At 66.5% G+C, this 3,453-nt stretch carries 3 protein-coding genes; all 3 read left to right on the forward strand.

The features are described from left to right. The coding region (locus tag L0G76_RS14905) for a serine hydrolase domain-containing protein (RefSeq protein WP_304357939.1) at positions 1-1,694 on the forward strand (1,694 nt) is incomplete at its 5' end. Between the two features lie 161 nt (positions 1,695-1,855). Continuing rightward, complete coding sequence (locus L0G76_RS14910; protein ID WP_092105978.1) at positions 1,856-2,197, forward strand: carboxymuconolactone decarboxylase family protein; 342 nt, start codon at positions 1,856-1,858, stop codon at positions 2,195-2,197. 139 nt (positions 2,198-2,336) lie between these two features. Further along, positions 2,337-3,374 (forward strand): GlxA family transcriptional regulator, encoded by a 1,038-nt coding sequence (locus L0G76_RS14915; protein ID WP_304357940.1) that lies wholly within the window; start codon positions 2,337-2,339, stop codon positions 3,372-3,374. Positions 3,375-3,453: the final 79 nt, after the last annotated feature.

Genomic DNA, 3,453 nt, shown 5'->3' on the forward strand with positions numbered 1-3,453 from the left:
CCGGCCCAGCCGACTCGTCCGAACCGCCAGCCGACCCAACCGACTCGTCCGAACCGCCAGCCGACCCAACTCTCCCAACCGACCCAGCCGAGCCCCCAGCGGAAGCATCACCGCTGCCGCGCGCCGGCGACCTCACCTCGGCGAGCGAAGATGCCATCGTCGATCCCTCCGAGGCGATCCTCGAGCGCATCGACCTCGACTCCTGGAAGTGGCCGAAGTATTTCGCCTTCGCGCTGACCCGCATGGAGGAGATATTCCCGACCGGCGGCATTCCGCGTGGGATCGGCCCGGTCCGAGAGCTCGTGACCGAAGAGAACGATTTCCGCCCCCTGCCCATCGACCGTGAGAAGTGGTCCGGCGCGGACGAGAACTGGTCGACCGTCGGCGACGTGCTGGCCAACACCTTCACCGATGCCTGGCTGGTCTCCCGCAATGGTGTCGCATTGGCAGAAGAATATGCCTGGCCGATGAAGCCGGCCCGCCAGCACATGCTGTTCTCGATCTCCAAATCCGTGGTCTCCGCCGTCATCGGTGCGCTCACCGACGCCGGACACCTCTCGCCGGAGGACCTGGTGACCACGCGCGTGCCCGCACTGGCCAAGAGCGGCTACGCCGGGGCAACGATCCGCGACCTCCTCGACATGCGATCGGGCATCAAGTTCTCGGAGGAGTACCTGAAGAAGGGGTCCGAGATCCGCGCCCTGTTCGAAGCGGTCGATTTCGCGCCACGGACAGCCACCTCGGCGAACGGGATCAAGAACTTCCTCATGGGCCTGACCAGCGAACGCGAACACGGGGGACCGTTCGTCTACCGCAGCTGCGAGACCGACGTCCTGGCCTGGATCTGCGAATCTGTCATCGGTCAGCCGTTCTCGGTCATCGCCAGCGAATATGTGTGGTCGAAGATCGGTGCCGCCCACGCGGCGCAGGTCTGCCAGGACAGGTGGGGCGGGTCCATCGCCGACGGCGCCATCAGCGCCACTCTGCGCGACCTGACCCGGTTCGGTGAGATGATCGCTCGCGGAGGCACGACCGCCGAAGGTGAGCGTGTCCTGTCGGGTCAGTGGATCGACGACATCTTCACCGGAGGAGCCGATTCCGCCCAGGTCTTCGCCGATTCCCCGTCGGGACGGTCCTACCCGGGCGGCATGTACCGCAGCCAGTTCTGGGTGCCCTCGGCCAGCCGCGACGTGGTCATCGGCATCGGCATCCACGGCCAAATGCTCTACATCGACCGCGCGACCCAGACCGTGGGAGTCAAGCTCTCCAGTGACCCTCAGCCGGTGAGCCTGGCGCACCAGCACGGCACCCTGGCCATGTTCGAGGCCATCGCCGAGGCGGTTCCCCCGAAGCCTGAACCCGGAACTGTTCCCCCGGCGGCATCCACAGCAAAGCCCGCGGCTGCCATCCGCAGCGCAGCGCCCGCCGGAGGCGGACCGGCTGCCGACGCACCGGACTCTGTCGCGACTGTTCCCGCCGCTTCGAGTTCATCTGTCCCCAGCCCGACTGCTTCCAGCCCGACCGTTCCGAGTTCAGCCGCACCCCGCGCGGCCGCACCCCGCGCGGCCGCTTCGGCCCCAGCCACTCCGAGTGCTGCGGCATCCGGCACCGTCATTCCGAACGTTGCCGTGCCTGTCGGTGCAGCGCCGAGCATTGCTCCTCAGCCCTTCCCGGCTCAGCCCGGCATCGTCTGACGATCGCGCGTGCGTGAGGATCATCGACGCCACTGATACCGGCGCCGATGCCGTCGCTGATGCCGGCCACCGTCACTGTGTGACGAAAATTGATGCATCCCCAAGTCCTGGGCAGTAGCGTGGCAGTTCGGAACGAATTCGATCCCAGGAGGTAGCGCATCATGACTGATTTCTTCGATCGCGAAGGCGACGGAAAATACGACAAGGCCTATAAGGAGACCACTCCGGACATCCTCAAGGCCTTCGGCGATTTCAACAATGCCGTCTTCGCCGAGGATGGGCGCGAGATTCCGCTCAAGTACCGTGAGCTCATCGCCTATGCCGTCGGACTGACGACCCAGTGCGCCTACTGCATCGATGCGCACTCGAACGCCGCGGTCAAGGCCGGCGCCAGCGAGACCGAGCTGGCAGAGACCGCATGGACCGCCTCGGCGATCCGGGCCGGCGGTGCGTTCGCCCATGGTCGACTCGGCTTCAAGCTCACCGGAGCCCACGACCACTGAGTCGGACCACCGGTCGGGCCCCCGGTCGGACTCCCGGTCGGGCAGGGGAATCTCGGCCGGTCTGCGGACGTTCGGACCCAGTGCTGGTCTGTCCCAGTGCTGGTCTGAGCGGTGTGATTGCTTAGACTGAAGGGCAATCATGACTGACGACTCCCGAACTCCTCTGCGCAGAACACCCCGTCTGCAGCCGCACCGCATTCTCGTGCTGGCTCTGGGCGGGGTGTCTGCCATTGACCTCGGGGTCCCGGTCCAGGTATTCGGACGTGGATCCAATGCGGTCAGCCCTCGCGATGTCGTCCACCCGAGCGGCATCCTCCCTGGCGGAACCTGGCCCTACACGGTCGAGGTCTGCGGGTCCGCTCCAGGGCTGGTCGCCGGGGCCGATGGCCTCTCCTACAGTGTCGATGTCGGACTCGAGGCACTGGAGTCGGCAGATACGATCGTCATCCCCGGAGCCGCCTCGGTCGTCGACGACGAACCAGCGGCAGCCGTCGTCGGAGCTCTGCTCTCCGCCTTCGAACGCGGTGCGCGGATCGCCGCGATCTCGACCGGCACCTTTGTTCTCGCGCGCACCGGTCTGCTCGCCGGACGGCGAGCCACGACCCATTGGTCGACGGCGAAGGAGCTGGCCCGACGCTATCCCGCGATCGAGGTCGACGAGAACGTCCTGTTCATTGATGAGGGGCCGCTGCTGACCTCGGCGGGAGCAGCCTCGGCGATCGATCTCTGCCTCCACCTCATCCGCCGCGACCACGGCGTTGGACTGTCCAACCAGGTCGCCCGCCGGCTGGTCGCGGCCGCCTACCGCAGCGCGGGGCAGGCCCAGTACGTGCCGCGAAGCGTCCCCGACCCTTTGGGCGAGGTCTTCGCCGACACGAGGGAATGGGCACTGCAGCACCTCGGCGAATCACTGACACTGACGGACCTAGCGGCCAACGCCGGAGTCTCCGTACGCACATTCTCACGACGCTTCGTCGATGACACCGGCTACACACCGATGCAGTGGGTGCTCAGGGCACGCGTGGACCTGGCCAGAGAACTCCTGGAGAACAGCGACCTGGGAATCGAGCAGATCGCTGACCAGGTGGGACTCGGCACCGGAGCGAACCTGCGGATGCATTTCCAACGCATCCTCTCGACCTCTCCCAACGAATACCGGCACACCTTCTCCGGCTGATTCCAGGCAGGATCCGGCACGGAGGCCACGTGCGCCGGTGATGGCTCACACGCCGACGGCTCACACGCCGACGGCTCAC

The sequence above is a fragment of the Brevibacterium picturae genome, assembly GCF_030453725.1.
In the GTDB taxonomy this organism is placed as follows: Bacteria; Actinomycetota; Actinomycetes; order Actinomycetales; family Brevibacteriaceae; genus Brevibacterium; species Brevibacterium sandarakinum_A.

What these genes read in the sequence shown, in the direction of transcription:
- L0G76_RS14910 (WP_092105978.1), top strand. Translation starts at nt 1,856, where the DNA reads ATGACTGATTTCTTCGATCGCGAAGGCGACGGAAAATACGACAAGGCC.
- L0G76_RS14915 (WP_304357940.1), top strand. Translation starts at nt 2,337, where the DNA reads ATGACTGACGACTCCCGAACTCCTCTGCGCAGAACACCCCGTCTGCAG.